General features: G+C 61.9%; 15 protein-coding genes. 6 read left to right on the forward strand and 9 right to left on the reverse strand.

Going from position 1 to position 15,198, the window contains the following annotated elements:
* The first annotated feature begins 59 nt into the window (after positions 1-59).
* A complete protein-coding gene (gene gvpJ / locus NW862_RS01975; RefSeq protein WP_414426868.1) occupies positions 60-1,319 on the forward strand; it encodes a gas vesicle protein GvpJ in 1,260 nt (419 codons plus the stop codon).
* 144 nt (positions 1,320-1,463) lie between these two features.
* Positions 1,464-3,035: an NAD(P)H-quinone oxidoreductase subunit N gene (locus NW862_RS01980; protein ID WP_414347701.1), complete on the forward strand. Its 1,572-nt coding sequence runs from the start codon at positions 1,464-1,466 to the stop codon at positions 3,033-3,035.
* Between the two features lie 76 nt (positions 3,036-3,111).
* Here the strand turns inward: NW862_RS01980 and NW862_RS01985 are convergent, their stop codons facing one another.
* The 6 genes from NW862_RS01985 to NW862_RS02010 all read right to left on the reverse strand — a co-directional run bounded on the left by NW862_RS01985 (position 3,112) and on the right by NW862_RS02010 (position 7,386).
* Positions 3,112-3,681: a photosystem I assembly protein Ycf4 gene (locus NW862_RS01985; RefSeq protein ID WP_414426869.1), complete on the reverse strand. Its 570-nt coding sequence runs from the start codon at positions 3,679-3,681 to the stop codon at positions 3,112-3,114.
* Positions 3,682-3,999: 318 nt separating this feature from the next.
* Complete coding sequence (locus NW862_RS01990; RefSeq protein WP_414336636.1) at positions 4,000-5,154, reverse strand: S-layer homology domain-containing protein; 1,155 nt, start codon at positions 5,152-5,154, stop codon at positions 4,000-4,002.
* Complete coding sequence (locus NW862_RS01995; RefSeq protein ID WP_414333375.1) at positions 5,142-5,456, reverse strand: DUF3181 family protein; 315 nt, start codon at positions 5,454-5,456, stop codon at positions 5,142-5,144. The genes NW862_RS01990 and NW862_RS01995 overlap by 13 nt, the downstream gene beginning before the upstream one ends.
* 51 nt (positions 5,457-5,507) lie before the next feature.
* Positions 5,508-6,101, reverse strand: coding sequence for a hypothetical protein (locus tag NW862_RS02000; RefSeq protein ID WP_414333377.1), 594 nt, complete (start codon positions 6,099-6,101; stop codon positions 5,508-5,510).
* A gap of 35 nt (positions 6,102-6,136) precedes the next feature.
* Positions 6,137-6,721, reverse strand: coding sequence for an anti-sigma factor family protein (locus NW862_RS02005; RefSeq protein ID WP_414333378.1), 585 nt, complete (start codon positions 6,719-6,721; stop codon positions 6,137-6,139).
* A gap of 2 nt (positions 6,722-6,723) precedes the next feature.
* A complete protein-coding gene (locus tag NW862_RS02010; protein WP_414333379.1) occupies positions 6,724-7,386 on the reverse strand; it encodes a sigma-70 family RNA polymerase sigma factor in 663 nt (220 codons plus the stop codon).
* A 200-nt stretch (positions 7,387-7,586) separates the two neighbouring features.
* On the opposite strand from NW862_RS02010, the gene NW862_RS02015 reads away from it, so the two are divergent.
* The 3 genes from NW862_RS02015 to NW862_RS02025 all read left to right on the forward strand — a co-directional run bounded on the left by NW862_RS02015 (position 7,587) and on the right by NW862_RS02025 (position 10,932).
* Positions 7,587-8,312, forward strand: coding sequence for a Crp/Fnr family transcriptional regulator (locus NW862_RS02015; protein ID WP_414333380.1), 726 nt, complete (start codon positions 7,587-7,589; stop codon positions 8,310-8,312).
* Between the two features lie 31 nt (positions 8,313-8,343).
* The gene (locus tag NW862_RS02020; RefSeq protein WP_414333382.1) at positions 8,344-8,838 is read left to right on the forward strand and encodes a DUF427 domain-containing protein; all 495 of its coding nucleotides are present in this window, start codon (positions 8,344-8,346) and stop codon (positions 8,836-8,838) included.
* 99 nt (positions 8,839-8,937) lie between these two features.
* Positions 8,938-10,932 carry an SH3 domain-containing protein gene (locus NW862_RS02025; protein WP_414333384.1) on the forward strand — a complete coding sequence of 665 codons (1,995 nt, stop codon included), beginning with the start codon at positions 8,938-8,940 and terminating at the stop codon, positions 10,930-10,932.
* A 42-nt stretch (positions 10,933-10,974) separates the two neighbouring features.
* Here NW862_RS02025 and NW862_RS02030 read toward each other — a convergent pair whose 3' ends face one another.
* From NW862_RS02030 to groES, 3 genes are all read right to left on the reverse strand, one after another.
* The gene (locus tag NW862_RS02030; RefSeq protein ID WP_414333386.1) at positions 10,975-11,760 is read right to left on the reverse strand and encodes a DUF429 domain-containing protein; all 786 of its coding nucleotides are present in this window, start codon (positions 11,758-11,760) and stop codon (positions 10,975-10,977) included.
* 323 nt (positions 11,761-12,083) lie between these two features.
* Complete coding sequence (gene groL / locus NW862_RS02035) at positions 12,084-13,718, reverse strand: chaperonin GroEL (protein ID WP_414333388.1); 1,635 nt, start codon at positions 13,716-13,718, stop codon at positions 12,084-12,086.
* 98 nt (positions 13,719-13,816) lie between these two features.
* Positions 13,817-14,128 carry a co-chaperone GroES gene (gene groES / locus NW862_RS02040; RefSeq protein WP_011433225.1) on the reverse strand — a complete coding sequence of 104 codons (312 nt, stop codon included), beginning with the start codon at positions 14,126-14,128 and terminating at the stop codon, positions 13,817-13,819.
* A 248-nt stretch (positions 14,129-14,376) separates the two neighbouring features.
* Here groES and NW862_RS02045 point away from each other — a divergent pair, with 248 nt between their 5' ends.
* The gene (locus NW862_RS02045) at positions 14,377-15,189 is read left to right on the forward strand and encodes a PhzF family phenazine biosynthesis protein (protein ID WP_414426870.1); all 813 of its coding nucleotides are present in this window, start codon (positions 14,377-14,379) and stop codon (positions 15,187-15,189) included.
* The last annotated feature ends 9 nt before the right edge of the window (positions 15,190-15,198 follow it).

Consider the following 15,198-nt stretch of genomic DNA (forward strand, 5'->3'; position numbering starts at 1 on the left):
CCATTTTTGCAACTTGCTCTATGGGGGACTCAGTTATGGAGTTCGCTAGGCCCCGGCGAATGTCCCCCCGCATTCTAGTTCTGGATTTTGATGGTGTGCTCTGCGACGGACGGGCGGAGTACTTTGCTTCTTCCTGTCGAGTTTGTAGTCAGGTGTGGGGTTTGGCCCCTGCCCAGTTGGAGCCATTGCGCCCTGCCTTCGACCGCCTGCGACCCCTAATCGAGACCGGCTGGGAGATGCCTCTGCTGCTGTGGGGGCTGCAGCAAGGGATCCCCGAAGAGGACTTGCGCCAAGACTGGCCGGGCTGGCGTCAGCAGTTGTTGCAGCAGGGGGGGGTTTCCGAGCGGGCTTTGGCCCAAGCCCTGGATAAGGTGCGGGATCGCTGGATCGAAGAAGATCTGCAGGGCTGGCTGGGGCTGCACCGCTTTTATCCAGGGGTGACGGCCTGGATGCGCCAGATCCAGGCTGCCGGAGAGCCGCGCCTGGCCATTCTCAGCACCAAAGAGGGGCGGTTTATCCAGCAGCTTTTGCTCCGCGAAGGGATCCAACTGCCGCGCCACCGTATTCTGGGCAAGGAGGTGCAGGCCCCCAAGGCCACCACCTTACAGCGGCTGCTAGCAGCGACCCAGGTAGCGCCTGAGGAACTCTGGTTTGTCGAGGATCGCCTGCAGACGCTGCGCCAGGTGCAGAGCGTACTGGAACTGGAGCAGGTGCTCTTGTTTTTGGCCGACTGGGGCTACAACCTGCCGGAGGAGCGGGAAGAGTCCGTTCGGGATCCCCGTCTCCATTTGCTCAGCCTAGAACAGTTTTGCCAGCCCTTTGAGCAGTGGTTGGCCCTGCCTGTTCCTTCCCCTCGCCTTGCTGTCAGCCCGGCCAGCCCGGAAGACTTCACCCCTGGCCGGAAACGCCCGGAAGCCGGTTTGGCCTCGCTGGTGCTGACCTTGGTGGAGCTGCTGCGGCAGTTGATGGAAGCTCAGGTGGTACGCCAGATGGAAGCCAATCGCCTCTCTGCAGAGCAAATTGAGCGGGCCGGCAGCAGCCTGCAAGCCCTGCGCCAGCAAATTCGGCAACTCTGCGCCCTGCTGGAGATCGACCCAGCGGATCTCAACCTGGACTTGGGAGATCTGGGCACGCTTCTGCCCCGTCAGGGGGACTACTACCCCGGCCAACCCCACGGCGAGGGATCCCTGCTGGAGTTGTTGGATCGGCTGATCCACACCGGCATTGTCATCGACGGCGAGATCGACCTGGGGCTGGCGGACTTGGATCTCATCCACGCCCGCCTAAAACTGGTGCTCACCTCTAGCGCCAAGCTCTAGCGGGGCTGTGATCAAGAGTGGCCTGAGCATTGAGAGTCTTGATTGAGATAATTGGGAGAAGCCATGCCTGAAGAGAGAAGAGAGCCCAGAAATCGCGGTATGCTGGCTTTGGATCCCGTTAACCTCTCTTCATAGTCTTCTCCTATGGATGTCTTCGCCCCAACCGGAAACCTGCAGGCTGGTGCTATCTGGCCGGAAGTGGTAGTTACCCTCACGCTGTTGATCGTCTTGGTGGTGGATCTGGTGGGTGGGTCGGCGGCGCGCAAAAATCTTCCGATCCTCTCCATCTTCGGCTTGATCGGAGCCTTGGTGACCTTGGTGTTGCAATGGCAGCAGCCCCAATTGGAGAGCTTCTTGGGCAGCTTTGCGGCGGATCCAATTAGCATTCTCTTCCGGGGCCTGGTGGTGGCAACGGCAGCTCTGACGGTGATGATGGCGGAGCGCTACATCGCCCAGGCGGGGACACCCACTGGCGAGTTTTATGTGTTGCTCCTCACCGCCACCTTGGGGGGCATGTTCCTCGCCGGGGCGACGGATTTAATCATGGTGTTCGTCTCCTTGGAAACGCTGGGCATCGCCAGCTACCTGATGGCCGGCTACACCAAGCGGGATCCGCGTTCTTCCGAGGCAGCCCTGAAGTACCTTTTGACGGGGGCCAGCAGCACGGCCATCTTCCTCTACGGCATGTCGCTGCTCTACGGCCTGTCGGGGGGGCAGACCCAATTGGCGGCCATCGCGCCCTACCTGGCCAATGCCGGCCTGGTGGGGATCCTTGCCTTGGTGTTCTGCCTGGGCGGCATTGGCTTTAAGCTGGCGGCGGTGCCTTTTCACCAGTGGACTCCTGATGTTTATGAGGGATCCCCGACGCCGGTGGTGGCCTTTTTGTCGGTGGGATCCAAAGCGGCAGGTTTTGCCCTGGCCATTCGCTTTTTGGCTACCGTCTTCCCGGCCATGACGGAAGAGTGGCGGGCGGTGCTCTCGGTGCTGGCCATTTTGACCATGGTGCTGGGGAACGTGGTGGCCATCGCCCAAACCCGCCTCAAGCGCCTGCTGGCCTATTCTTCCATTGGGCAGGCGGGTTTTGTCTTGATTGGGTTGGTGGCGGGCACCGAAGCGGGCTATGCCAGCTTGATTTTTTACCTGATGGTCTATTTGGCCATGAACCTGGGAGCCTTTCTCTGCGTCACCCTGTTCAGCCTCAAGACCGGCACCGACGAAATCAACGAGTACAGCGGCCTCTATCAGAAGGATCCCTTCCTCACCCTTTGCCTGAGCATTTGTCTGCTCTCTCTGGGCGGGTTGCCGCCGCTGGCGGGCTTTTTCGGCAAGCTCTATCTTTTCTGGGCCGGCTGGCAGGCAGGGGCTTACACGCTGGTGCTGGTGGGCTTGGTGACCAGCGTCATCTCCATCTACTACTACGTGCGGGTGGTGAAAACCATGGTGGTAAAAGAGCCGCAGGAGATGTCGCTTTCGGTGCAAAACTACCCTGAGACCAACTGGCAGGCCGAAGGCATGCCGGCTTTGCGGGTGGGCATGGTGCTGACGCTGGTGGCCACGATCTTTGCCGGGATCCTCTCCAATCCGCTCTTTACTCTCTCCACCCAGGCGGTGGAGCAAAGCCCGTTTTTGGGGTTCCCGACAGCCCAGGCTTTTGCTCCAGAGGCGACCAGCCCTTCTCTGACAGTTGCGGGCTCTGCAGCTTTGCCTAGCTACTAGAGCTCCCTCACCCCCAGCCCCTCTCCCTTAGGGAGAGGGAGGTTTTGCTTGCTGAGTCGACTGCTGGGATCCCCCCTCAAATACCTTCTAGGCTGACATTGAGAAAGCGGGCGATCTCGGCTGCTTGGTTTTCGATCTCGGCCAGGGGAGGGGGCTGGCCAACGCCGGTGAGGGGGATGTCGCCGCGTCCTTTCACCCGCAAGTAGATAACTCGGCGGGGGTTGAGGCCTTCTCGCAGCTCGACCCGCAGGCTTTGCACCTCGGCAAAGTCGTATTCCAGCCGCACCTCGCGGTTTTTGCCCGGAAAGCCCTGCCGCACCAGGGTTATCTTCTGGGTGCGGCGGTCGAACTCGTTGTAGCCGCCTCCCAGGTTCCAGTACAGGCTCAGCCATTGATACAGCCCCGCCAGGGATCCGAGCACACCGTAAAAGAGCATGGCAATGCCCTGGGGAATGAACACCAGGCTGGCGGGATCGGAAAAGGGAAGCAAGTTGCGGTGGAAATAGCTGGAAAGACCGGCCAGGGTAAAGCCCAGCCCACCCCCTGTCAGCGCCACCGCCCAAAAGTAGACGCTGGGCCGCCGCGACCCAATCACGGTGTAGCGCAGCAGCTCTTCAGAGCGAATTTCGGGAACAGTCGCAGACACAGACGGGATCCCTGTCGATTTTCCTGGCTTCTCCCATTTTATTTAATTGCAAACTAGAGCGAGACACTTCCCAAGCGCTCCGCGCCGCTCGACCCTCACCCCAAGCCCCTCTCCCAAGGGGAGAGGGGAGTTGGGGATAGTAGCGCGTTCGCGACAGCGTTGCGTAGCAATAACGACGTAGAGAGCGGCAACAGATCCTTTCCCGCCTTCTACAACAAGAGTCGCGGGGATCCTGGCTCCCCCTTGAGCGGTTGGATCTTTGCAATGAGCGCCAGCGCTTTAGACCTCTCTGCTCCCGCAGCTTGGGATCCCTCTAATTCAGGGTTGAGGCTGGCGCGGCGTAACGATTTCCCCTGCCCCTGGAGCAACTGCTGGGATCCTGAGTGGTGGGGATGGCTCAGGGTTGCTAGCAGCGCCGGGAGAGGGTTCGCCCTCAGGGGTGGGAGCGGGGGAAGGGGTCGGGTCTGGTTCGGCAGCAGGGGGAGAAGGCTCAAGATCGAGGGGCTTGGCTGCGGGAGTTGCGGTTGGCAAGGCAGCTTCTTGAGCCGTCCGCTCTCCAAAGGCCGACAGGGCAATTGCCGCTTCCCCGCGGCTGACCGGCTCAAAGGGGTTAAAGGTGCGGATGGGGCCGAAGGTGCGCAACACGGTGGAAGCATTCTCCAGGCCGCGATCCGCCACCAGGGGGGCAACCGCCTCCTCAGGGATCTGCGCCGCATCGGTAAAGCCCCAACGCTCCTCCAGCTCTAATCGGGATCCCTTGATTTGGCCGGGAGGCAAATCCAGAGGTGCCTTCATGCGGATCAGCTCTGCCCGCGACAGCAGGCTGTTGGGGCGAAACTCGCGGTTGGTATCGCCGCTAACGATGCCGGCAGCTCCCAGGGCCTGGATGTAGCGAAAGTTGGGATCCTCCTCCGGCACATCCAAAAAGAGGGGGCGCTCGCTGGCGGATCCCAAACGGATTTGGCGGCTGGGCTGGTCGGCGTGAATGGCGTTGTTGGCCAGCACCAACCAGCGGGCAAATTCGCCGCGACGAACGCTGCGCTGCGGCTGAAACTCACTGCCAACAACATCGGCAAAGACCCCCAGCCGATCCAAATCAGAGACAGCACGGGCCACCAGGGATCCGGGCTCCAGATCCGCAAAGCGGCTGCTGACCTGGCTGGGCGGAGGCGTGAAGGAAGCAGGGGGAGTCGCAGGAGCAGAGGGGACAGAGGTAGAGGAGGAGCGGGATCCCGGCAGAGGCGTGGGCGTCTCCGGTTGGTCTCCAGAGGGGAAGGTAGGCAGGCTCACCGGTCGCACCGCTCGTTGCAGCCGTTCTCCCCACTCGGTTCCCTGACAGGCCGACAACAGCCCCAGCAGCAGGACAAAACCAGCGGCCCTGAGCCAGGTGCCGGCTGGAGGCGGCGATCGCCTAGACTGCTTGAACCGATTGAGCTGATGCTGCAATGCTTTCTCCCCCTCTACTGAGCCCATTTGCGGCTGAACTCCTCCAGCACATCCAGTAAGTTCAGCAGGCTTTGCATGGGCAGCAGATCCGCCAGGGGCAGCTCTTTGCGCCCGCCCCCCACTTTCACCGGGATCCCTTGCAGGATCTCTGTAACGGCATTCTCATCCACCTTGCCTGCCATCACCTGGGGGGCCAGTTGTTCTGCCAAGAGGGTGTGCAGGTGGGCATCCCGCAGGTAGAGGTGCCACCGGGCCACATCGATGTAAACTTCCTCGCCAATGGCAGCGGCCAATTGCTCGATCTCTGGGTTGCTGGGCACTTGGGCCATTGCTCAGCTCCGTCAGTGGTTGCCCTCTGCCGATCATAACCTGCTCCCACCTCAGGGAGAGCTGGCGGCAGAGCGGCCCGGTAGAGGCAGGGCAAAGTTCTCCTGCAACTGCCGCAGCAGCAACAGGTGCTCCAGCGCCAGGCGATCCCGTTCTGTGCGCAACTGGCTCAGTTGGGACTGAATTTGACGGATATCGGCCTCGTCAGAGTCCCAGTCTTGCAACAGGCGGTAGAGGCGCTCTTGTTGGTTGGCAATCTGCCGGTTCAGGCGGGCCAGGCGGCGGTTGAACTCCCTATCCATTGCTTCTGCCAGCTCGGGATCCGGCAGCAGGGCCAGGTGATCCCAATGGATGCCCAAGTCGGCCAAGGTTGGTGAGGGTGGATCCAACTCCTTAAGGAGGGGGAAATCGGGAAAAGGCGATAGCTCTATCCCGGGAGAGGTCGGTTGGTTTTGGGCGGGGGTGGGAGTGAGACGGGATCCCGGTGAGGGCAGGTTGGTGGGCTCCAGGGCATTGGGATAGGGACGTGAGTCCTGCGGCGCTGCAAAATGGCTGCCACTGGGGTCAGCCTGGGCCGGCAGGGATCCCAGACTGCATAGCCAAAGGCAAACCGCCAGACCGCAAGCTCTGCGAACGGCTTTTTCCACCCTCTACTCCTCAGTCTTTCTCAAGCCTGCTCAGGTCATTCCCGGCCCGTCTCGGCTCCGATCGCGCTGACAGGACGGAGTCCACGGTTGGGCGTTGTCTCAAACAAAATCGAGTAGGCATCTTGCTTTTGCCCCAGCTCGAACAGGTAGTGCTGGGCAACGCGAGCAGAGGCAGGCACGATGGCCACCCGCACCGGCGGATTTTCTAGCGATACCAAGGGCTGAGGATGCGACCAACGCCATCCCGCCCAGCCGGCTCCCGCCAAGGCCACCACAGCGGCTGCCACCCGTCCCCAAGGGGTGCCCCTGCGCCACCGCCAGCCCAGATCGAGCGCCGGCCTTTGGTCCAGCTCCTCGAACACGTGGCTGATCAGCAGCTCTGTCTGGATGGGATCCAAAGTTGGGGCCTTGAGATTGGCCAAACCGGCCTGCAAGGCTGCCAGTTGGCTGTACAGTTGCCGCGCTTGGGGATCGCTGGCCAGCCAGTCTTCCACCTGCCGCGCTTCTTGAGAGGACAACTCCCCATCCAGGTAGGCGCTCAACTGTTCAAAGCGCTCCTCCACCAGCGGCATCTCCTGCTGGGAATCCCTGGGATCGGGGTTGCGGTTGCCGCGAACCATGGTCATTCACCGTTGAGGTAGGGTTTTAGGGTGGATTGTAAGCGGGCGCGGGCGCGGGCAATGCGAGACTTAACGGTGCCCAAAGACACGCCTGTGATCTCGGCAATTTCCTCGTAGGCCATCCCCTGAATTTCCCGCAGCAGGATTGTCTGGCGAAAAACCTGAGGCAGGTCGCGGACGGCCTGGTGCAACTGCTCGTAAAACTCGCAGGTGGTGAGGTGCTCATGGGGGCTGGGGCTCTCGCTGGGCAGCTCCCATTCCATCTCACTGTCTCGCATTGCAATCGGCGCATCCAAAGAAAGAGGCTGCTGCTGCCGCTTGCGCCTGCGCAGCTCGTCATAGAACAGGTTGGTGGCAATCCGCCCCAACCAACTGCGAAATTTCGCCGGCTCCTGCAGCCGCTTTAGGTGGCGGTAGGCCCGGATCCAGACTTCCTGGGCCAGGTCGTGCCGGTCGGGCCAGTCCGGGGCGAGGTGGTAGAGCACCTTGTCCACATGGGCCTGGTGACGACGCATCAGCTCAGCAAAGGCCTCGCGGTGGGGCTGGGATCCCTGCTGACAGAGCAGCACCAGATCCCCATCAGCGAGCTTTTCGGGCCGCGCAGGCACGTTCTTCACCGAGACCGACCAGCGCTGGCCAGTGATGTCGCTGAGGGCAGCATCCATAGGCATCCATAGGTTATTGAACGACGGAGGGATCCCCTCCCAAGCAGAACCTCTGTTTCCTGACGCAACGGGGGAAGTTAGGTTCCCTCTCCCGATCTTGGCTCAAGGGGGCAGGGCGGTGCGAGAACCCTTTGCAGGATAGCCCTTGAGCCGGCGGCTGGGCTACAGTGGGCTTGCGGTACGGTCAACCTCCCTCCGGCATGACTCCTGATGTCTCTGCTGCCCTCCTCTCCGAGCTCAAGGTGGTGCCGACGCTGGCCCAACTCTCGGCAGCGTCCTTGCAATGGCTGGGATCCCAGGTGAAGCTGCGGGATATTGCGGCAGGACAAGCGCTCTTGATGCAGGATGCCTGGGGCAGTGTGGTTTATCTGATCCTCTCTGGCTGGGCCAAAGTGCGGCGGCCTGTGCGGATCGGCACAACAGAAGGGATACAAAGCAGCGCCCAAACCCTAGCTTTGCTCGGGCCGGGCGCTTGGGTGGGGGAAATGGCGGTACTGGACGAGGCCCCCCGCTCGCGGGATGTGCTGGCCCTGACCCCGGTGCGGGCTGTCGGGATCCCGGCGGCCACCTTCAAGGCGCTGATGCTGCAGGAGCCGCACCTGTGTTACCAGCTAGCCCGCAGCCTCTCCCGCCGCCTACGCCTGGCCAATTTGCAGGCCGATCTGGATCGACAAAGCCCCCCGCTGCGGGTGGTACATGCGCTGGTGCAACTGGCAGAGGCCTTTGGCGAGAAGACCGCCCAGGGAATGCGCATTGTTTACCCTCCCCTCCAGGATTTGGCCGATATCAGCCAGGTCAGCCGAGAGGCAGCGGCGGCGGTGCTGGGCCGTCTGCAGCAGCAGGGGGTGATTCAGGTGTTGCCGGAGCAACAGTCTCTGCTGCTGGTGCAGTACGCCAAACTGGTAGAGGCCAGCCGTCTGCTTTAGGTGCTGTCAGATCCTGCTTTGGAGACTGCCCATGCGCCCCCAGCCCATCCCGCCCCGGCCCGGACAAGAATCCGTCTGGGACTACCCGCGCCCGCCCCGCTTGGAGCCCACCGCCGAGCGGGTGGAAGTTCTCTTCAACGGCGAGCTCATCGCCCACAGCTGCCGCTGCTACCGTATCCTGGAAACCAGCCACCCGCCCACCTACTACATTCCCCCCAGCGACGTGCGGCTGGAGTATCTCCGCCCCAGCGCCCGCACCTCCTTCTGCGAGTTCAAAGGAACTGCCCGCTACTGGACGATCCAGGTCGGCTCCCAAGTGGCCGTGGATGCCGCCTGGAGCTATTCGGATCCCAGCCCAGAGTTTTGGCCCATCCGCGACTACCTTGCTTTTTATGCGGGCCGCGTGCAGGAGTGCCGGGTGGATGGAGAGCGAGTTCGGCCCCAGCCGGGAGATTTCTACGGCGGCTGGATTACCTCCAAGGTCGTAGGCCCCTTCAAGGGGGAGCCGGGGAGCTGGGACTGGTAGGTTCTAAGCAAGAGGGGATCCCTTTTGCTGAGGAAAAGACTACAGTTAAGTCGAGGCGGGTTCAGGGATCCGACGCGATTAGGAGAGCCGACAACAGCCATGACGGTGCGAGTGCCCCTCGACTACTACCGAGTTTTGATGCTGTCGCCACGGGCGGACGAGCATCAGATCGAGCAGGCCTACCGGGAGCGGCTCGATCCCAAACCGGGCGAGCGCTCTTGGCTGCTGGGGTTTTCGCCGCAGGCCGTGGCAGCTCGCGCTCAGCTTATCCAAGAGGCAGCCTCGGTGTTGCTTAACCCAGAGGCGCGACGAAACTACGACGAACACCTCATGCCGGCGGATCCCACCCTGACGGTGGAAGAGACCCTCTTGCCAGGCGTGCTGTGTTTGTATTGCGAAGCCGGAGACTACCAAGCGGCTTTGGATTTGGCTCAACAGATGTTGGAGCAGGGCCACCCTGCCCGTTCCGATGCCATTTTGGCGCGGGCCATCGCCCGTTTGGAGCTGGGCCGGGAAGCCTGGCAGCAGGGATCCTACGAAGAGGCGGCGCGTTCTTTGCAGGCGGGCCTGGCCGAGCTGGAGGAGTACCAGGCCTTTCCGCAGATGCAAGCAGAGTTCCGCCTTGATCTGGGCAAGCTGCGCCCTTACCGCATTTTGCAACTCCTCAGCCACGAGGCCAATGTTTTCTCCCGAACTGGCCAAGAGGCTGCCGATGCGAACGGGGAGCGACAGCAGGGACTGGCTCTCCTCAAAGCCATGCTGGACGAACGGGGCGGCATCGAGGGGATGGGTCAAGATGGCTCTGGCCTCAGCACCGAGGATTTCCTGCGCTTCATCCAGCGGGTACGTCGCCACCTCACCCTCAAAGAACAGCAGGAGTTGTTTGAGCGGGAGGCTGAGCGTCCCTCGATGGTGGCCGCCTACTTGGCCGTGCAGGTATTGCTGGCAGCAGGGTATCTGGAAAATCGTCCGGCCCTGGTGCGGCGTGCCCGCGGTTACCTGGTTCGCTTGGCGCAACGACAGGATGTGCATCTGGAGCAGGCCATCTGCAGTCTCTTGCTGGGACAAACCGAAGAGGCGCTCGAACATCTGCGCTCCACCCAAGAAGCAGAGGCCTTGCAGTTTATCGAAGAACACTCCGCCGGCTCCCCCGACCATCTGCCGGGTCTGTGCCGCTTCACAGAAAGGTGGTTTCAAGAGGAGGTGTTCCCAGAGTTTCGTGGCCTGGAAACTGCCCAAGCGACTTTGCAAGCCTACTTCGACAACCCCCAAGTCCAAGCCTACCTGGACGAGATGCCCAGCCGCGAAGACCCGCCGGCAGGGATGCTATCTCCGCGAGCCCCCTATCCCCCCCCTCATTTGCCGGCTATGGTGGGTGGCCCGCGACTGCTTGAGCAGACTCAAGAATGGCCTCGCCCACCCTCCCCCTTGCAAGGGGGAGGAACCATGCCCGAACCCCCGCGCCTCTCGGATTTGCCCTCTTACCGGGGCACCCCTAGGCCGGGTGTCTCTGCCCTTGCGGATCCCGCCAGCGGGACGGAGTCCTTTGAGGGGCTCCCTGCTCAGAACCCAGGTTTGCAGGATGGGGAACGTTACCGCCGCAGCCGCCTGGGATCCCGCCGTGGCCGGAGTGAGCGCCCTGCCCTTCCCGCCGGCATTCGTTTGGCCGGGGTGGTTGGTGTCGGCATCCTCTCCCTGCTGATCATCTGGCAAATGCTGCGGGGCCTGTTCACGCCACCGCCGGCGCCACCGCTGGAGCAGCCCCAGGTGCAAGTTGAGCAGCCGCCGGTTGCCCTCAGCCGTCCTGATCAGGCAGAGCCCACTCCTGAACCTGAGCCCACCGGCCCTCTGGCCGAGTGGCAAGGAGTCCAACAGGTGCGGGTGATCTCCAACGATGGCATCAACATCCGCCAGCAGCCCAGCCTGAGGGGAGCCATTGTCGGGACAGCCCCCCGCCAAGCTCTGCTGCGGGTGGTAGAAGTGCAAGCCGGCGAAGGACAGGTGCCCGTCTGGTTGCGCGTCGAGCGAGATGGGGCTCCGGGGGGATGGGTCGCTGCCCAATCCGGCTCAACCCGTTTGGTGGAACGGCCCTGAGCTGTCGGCTTTTGCTCTCTTGTTCAGGGGTTCGGCGGCCTATCAGCCCTTTGAGATGGGCAGGGGCGTGAAGATGTGTCCTTCTTGCAGGCTGCCGAAGCTGTGGCAGCGCTCGGATCCCCAGCGAAAGCCGTAGAGGGCGATGTAGGCGCACATCAGGGCATCGATTTGGTCTTCGTAGTTTTTGAGTTGGCGGCCCCTAAGGGATCCCACCTCCACCTGGAGCAGGGTTTCGTGGCCGCGCAGGGCAGGGTCGGCGTTGGTCAGGGAGCGCAGGTGCTGCCGGTAAAGTTGCCAAGCTTGTTCCCGTTCCGGCCAACTGCGTCGAGGGCGGGCCTTGTATTTCAGGGTGCGGCGGAGGCCGAAGAGGCTCACCATGGCGCTGTGGGGGAAGACTTCGGTGATCTGGCGGGCCAAGGATCCCCGCTCGATGCTGGCCTGCTCCCGAAAGCCATGGCGGGAGAGGGCTTGCACCAGGGCTTCCCCTCGCACTTGGCCGTTTTTTTCTAAGAGCCGGCGGTTGGCGGGGTGGGCGCCGGCGGCGTAGGCGCGAAACAGCTGGTTCAGCTCGGCTTCGGCCCGCCGCTGGCCGCTGAGGTTGGGGACGCGCAAGGGGGCGTCCACCGCCACCAGGCAGGGATCCCCTCCGGCTTGGGCTTGGATGTAGTCCACAATTTCCGGGTCGGTTTGCAGGATGCGACTGTCCAGCAGGCGGCCCGTCAGGTTCTGGACTTTGGCATCCCCCATTTCGACCTGCAACGTCGCCACCCCAGAGGGGTTGCGGTTTGACCAGGCCAGGTCTAGGCCAATACAGATTAACCGAGCCATACCGCTTTCCCCTTTTCCACACGCTCGATCGAGGATTCCCTCACCCCCAGCCCCTCTCCCTCAGGGAGGATCCCTCACCCCCAGCCCCTCTCCCTCAGGGAGAGGGGAGTAGGGTTCCCTCGCTGTTCGACTGCCAGTAGCGCCCTCGCACGGCCTCTATCCAATTTGGAACCGTCCTCTAACATCCACCTCAAAACCTAAGAAGGGATCCCGCTAAGGGGGATCCCGAAAGATCTATCCTATTCAGGGCAGTGGACTACGAACCGGCGAGGCAGTAGGTTTTCTGATGAGTGGAGAAACCTCACCCTGCCCTCGCCAGAGGATTAGTAGTCGTAGTCACCCATGCCGCTGCCGCTGCTGGCCGGCGTGTTGGTTTTGGGCTCGGGCTTGTCCACCACGATCGCTTCGGTGGTGAGCACCATGCTGGCAATCGAGGCAGCGTTTTGCAGAGCAGAACGGGTCACTTTGGCCGGGTCAACGATACCCGCTTCAAACATGTCCACATAGGCGTCGTTCTGGGCATCGTAACCCACCGTGAAGGGTTTCTCTTTCACCCGCTCCAGCACGATCGAGCCGTTCTGACCAGCATTCTCGGCAATGCGGCGCAGCGGAGCGCCCAGCGCGCGGGCAACCAGGTTGGCCCCCACCAGCTCATCGCCGGACAGGTTGGCCTGCGCCCACTCGGTGACCACCGGCATCAGGTGCGCCAGGGTAGTGCCGCCGCCCGGGACGATCCCTTCTTCCACCGCCGCTTTGGTGGCGTTGATGGCGTCCTCCAGGCGCAGCTTGCGATCCTTCATCTCGGTTTCGGTGGCCGCGCCCACTTTGATCACCGCCACACCGCCGGAGAGCTTGGCCAGGCGCTCCTGCAGTTTTTCTTTGTCGTAGGTGGAATCGGTTTCTTCAATTTGGCGACGGATTTGCTCGCAGCGGGCTTTGACGGCCGCTTCGTTGCCTTCCGCCACGATGGTGGTGTGGTCTTTGGTTACCGTGACGCGACGGGCCGAGCCGAAGGAGTCGAGACGGGCGTTCTCCAGCTTCAGGCCGCGTTCTTCGCTGATGACCTCACCGCCGGTGAGGATGGCGATGTCTTCCAGCATGGCCTTGCGGCGATCCCCAAAGCCAGGCGCTTTCACCGCTACCACGCTCAGCACGCCCCGCAGCTTGTTTACCACCAGGGTGGCCAGGGCTTCTTTCTCGATGTCTTCGGCGATGATCAGCAGCGGACGACCGGCGCGGGCCACTTGCTCCAGAACCGGCACCAGGTCTTGCACCAGGGTGATTTTCTTATCGGTAATCAGGATGTAGGGGTTTTCCAGAACCGCCTCCATCCGCTCCGTGTCGGTGACGAAGTAGGGAGAGATGTAGCCTTTGTCAAAGCGCATCCCCTCCGTCACTTCCAGCTCGGTGGTCATGGACTTGCCTTCTTCCAGGGAGATCACCCCTTCGCGGCCCACTTTGTCCATGGCCTCGGCAATCATGCGGCCCACTTCCTCATCGTTGCCGGCGGAAATGGACGCTACTTGGGCAATGGCTTTGGAGTCTTCCACTGGGCGGGCATGTTCGGCAATTTTGTCCACCAGGAACTTCACCGCCTTGTCAATGCCGCGCTTGAGGGCAATCGGGTTGGCGCCGGCGGCTACGTTTTTCAGCCCTTCTTTAACCATGGCATGGGCCAAGACGGTGGCGGTGGTGGTGCCGTCACCAGCCGTGTCGTTGGTCTTGGAAGCCGCCTGACGGATCAGGGAGACGCCGGTGTTTTCAATGTGGTCTTCCAGCTCGATTTCTTTGGCGATGGTTACCCCATCGTTGATGATTTGGGGCGCGCCAAATTTTTTCTCCAGTACAACGTTGCGCCCTTTGGGGCCAAGAGTAACGGCTACTGCTTCTGCCAATACATCCATGCCGTGCTCAAGGGCGCGACGAGCGTCTTCGCTGAAAATGATCGATTTGGCCATAGTTAACCTCTGACGTACAAACGCCGGTAAGGGTGAAACAAAGACTCAACGGCTCGACTGCTGAATTGCAGTTGAGTTGCTACCGAAGCACTGATGAATTACTGAACAATGGCGAGAATGTCCCGCTCGGCCAGCAGCACATATTCATCGCTGCCCAGCTTCACTTCTGTGCCGGCGTACTTGGAGTAGAGCACTTTATCGCCGGCCTTCAGTTCCATCGGGATCAACTTGCCCTCGTCATTGCGCTTGCCGGGGCCGACAGCGACCACCTCCCCCACTTGGGGTTTTTCTTTGGCAGTGTCGGGCAAAAAGATGCCGCCTGCGGTTTTCTCGTCCTGCTGGGCAATTTTGACCAGCACGCGGTCGCCCAGCGGCTTCAGGGTAGAGACGTTCAGAGCTACTGCAGCCATGACAATTTTCCTCCGTGATCCGAAAGCACGAAGCTGAAGGGTTTAACTTATGAGTCGAGACCTTAAGCTTGTGCAAATCGAGGTTTTAGCACTCTCGACTTACGAGTGCTAGTTTATCAGCCAACTTTCTGGCCTGACAATAGCCCCTGTGGGCGGGATCCCGCTTTTGGGCAGGTACGGTTGGGTACGGATCTCTCTACTTCTGGGCCTGTTGTGGGATCATGGCCTGAGGGGGGTGGAGCAAGCAGGTGCGGATCCCGTTTTTTCAAGTAGATGCCTTTACGGCGGTGCCTTTTGGGGGCAACCCGGCGGCGGTGTGTTTGCTGCCCCAGGAGCTGCCGGCAGCTTTGATGCAAGCGATTGCGGCGGAGAACAATTTGTCGGAGACGGCTTTTTTGCTGCCCCAGGGATCCCTGGGCGCTGTTCCCCACTATGGGCTGCGCTGGTTTACTCCGACGACGGAAGTGGATCTCTGTGGCCATGCCACCTTGGCCGGTGCCTATGTGCTCTTGACCGGGGTGCACCCGGAAGCTCAGGAGGTGGCCTTTTCCACCCGCAGTGGCCGGTTGTCGGTGCGGCGGCAGGGGGAGCGGCTGGCGATGGATTTTCCCGCCCAGGCTCCCCAGCCCTGGCCGGAAGCGCAAGAGCAGGTGGCAGCGGCTTTGGGGATCCCACCTGTAGATCTGTGCCGCGGAGGCATGGGTATGGCGGTGCTGGCTTCGGCCCAGCAGGTGCAGCAGGTGCAGCCGGATTGGGCCCAGGTTCAGGCGCTCCCCGTTTCCGGCTTGATCGTCACCGCCTCTGGGGAGGATCTGAAGGATGGGCCGGATTTCGTCTGCCGCGTTTTCGCCCCCCAGTTGGGGATCGTGGAGGATCCGGTGACGGGATCTGCCCAGTGTCTTTTGATGCCCTATTGGTCGAGGCGCCTGGGCCGGGCTGAGCTCAAAGCCCGCCAGCTCTCGACGCGGGGAGGCGAGCTGTGGTGCCGCGATCTCGGCCCTCGTGTGGAGATTGCCGGCCAAGCGGTGTTGGTGATTGTGGGAGAGCTGCGGATCCCCTAGAAAAAAGCA

This window comes from Synechococcus sp. H55.8 (assembly GCF_047462375.1).
In the GTDB taxonomy this organism is placed as follows: Bacteria; Cyanobacteriota; Cyanobacteriia; order Thermostichales; family Thermostichaceae; genus Thermostichus.

Bases quoted from the DNA above. Each gene is read 5' to 3' on its own strand.
- groES (WP_011433225.1), bottom strand. From the start codon at position 14,128: ATGGCTGCAGTAGCTCTGAACGTCTCTACCCTGAAGCCGCTGGGCGAC.
- NW862_RS02005 (WP_414333378.1), bottom strand. From the start codon at position 6,721: ATGGTTCGCGGCAACCGCAACCCCGATCCCAGGGATTCCCAGCAGGAG.
- NW862_RS01995 (WP_414333375.1), bottom strand. From the start codon at position 5,456: ATGGCCCAAGTGCCCAGCAACCCAGAGATCGAGCAATTGGCCGCTGCC.
- NW862_RS02020 (WP_414333382.1), top strand. From the start codon at position 8,344: ATGCGCCCCCAGCCCATCCCGCCCCGGCCCGGACAAGAATCCGTCTGG.
- NW862_RS02025 (WP_414333384.1), top strand. From the start codon at position 8,938: ATGACGGTGCGAGTGCCCCTCGACTACTACCGAGTTTTGATGCTGTCG.
- gvpJ (WP_414426868.1), top strand. From the start codon at position 60: ATGTCCCCCCGCATTCTAGTTCTGGATTTTGATGGTGTGCTCTGCGAC.
- NW862_RS02015 (WP_414333380.1), top strand. From the start codon at position 7,587: ATGACTCCTGATGTCTCTGCTGCCCTCCTCTCCGAGCTCAAGGTGGTG.
- NW862_RS01990 (WP_414336636.1), bottom strand. From the start codon at position 5,154: ATGGGCTCAGTAGAGGGGGAGAAAGCATTGCAGCATCAGCTCAATCGG.
- groL (WP_414333388.1), bottom strand. From the start codon at position 13,718: ATGGCCAAATCGATCATTTTCAGCGAAGACGCTCGTCGCGCCCTTGAG.
- NW862_RS02010 (WP_414333379.1), bottom strand. From the start codon at position 7,386: ATGGATGCTGCCCTCAGCGACATCACTGGCCAGCGCTGGTCGGTCTCG.
- NW862_RS02030 (WP_414333386.1), bottom strand. From the start codon at position 11,760: ATGGCTCGGTTAATCTGTATTGGCCTAGACCTGGCCTGGTCAAACCGC.
- NW862_RS01980 (WP_414347701.1), top strand. From the start codon at position 1,464: ATGGATGTCTTCGCCCCAACCGGAAACCTGCAGGCTGGTGCTATCTGG.